The organism is Devosia soli, from assembly GCF_000970455.1.
Lineage (GTDB): Bacteria > Pseudomonadota > Alphaproteobacteria > Rhizobiales > Devosiaceae > Devosia > Devosia soli.
Genome location: NZ_LAJG01000003.1, coordinates 1 through 520 on the forward strand (window position 1 = coordinate 1; position 520 = coordinate 520).

The 520-nt window shown below is 66.5% G+C and carries 2 protein-coding genes; one reads left to right on the plus strand and one right to left on the minus strand.

Features of this window, described 5'->3' with window-relative positions; translation table 11 throughout:
- The coding region (locus tag VW35_RS00505) for a VOC family protein (protein WP_483088779.1) at nucleotides 1–278 on the plus strand (278 nt) is incomplete at its 5' end.
- Here VW35_RS00505 and VW35_RS00500 read toward each other — a convergent pair.
- On the minus strand, nucleotides 243–520 hold a 278-nt coding region (locus VW35_RS00500; protein ID WP_483088779.1), incomplete at its 5' end, for a VOC family protein. The two genes, VW35_RS00505 and VW35_RS00500, sit on opposite strands and share 36 nt — an antisense overlap.

Below are 520 nucleotides of genomic sequence, written 5' to 3' on the forward strand. Positions count from 1 at the left end.
CGCGTCCGACACCCACCGGCCCGACCCGCCCCCAACGCTCATCCATGCTCGTACGTGTTCAACACGTCACCCTTATGCCCGGCCACGTCCAGTGCCATGTCGCTGTCTCTGCCGGCTTCTGCGGCCTTCTGCCCGTCAGCCGTACCGGCGGCCATGAAGCCGCGCGTCAGCTTCATCTCTTTTATGGCTACTATGCCGCCAGCCCCGGGTCGCTCATCGCCTTCCTTGTCTGGCAGGGCGGCTCATCTGGCCAGGCCGGCGCCGGCCTGGCCAGATGAGCCGCCCTGCCAGACAAGGAAGGCGATGAGCGACCCGGGGCTGGCGGCATAGTAGCCATAAAAGAGATGAAGCTGACGCGCGGCTTCATGGCCGCCGGTACGGCTGACGGGCAGAAGGCCGCAGAAGCCGGCAGAGACAGCGACATGGCACTGGACGTGGCCGGGCATAAGGGTGACGTGTTGAACACGTACGAGCATGGATGAGCGTTGGGGGCGGGTCGGGCCGGTGGGTGTCGGACGCG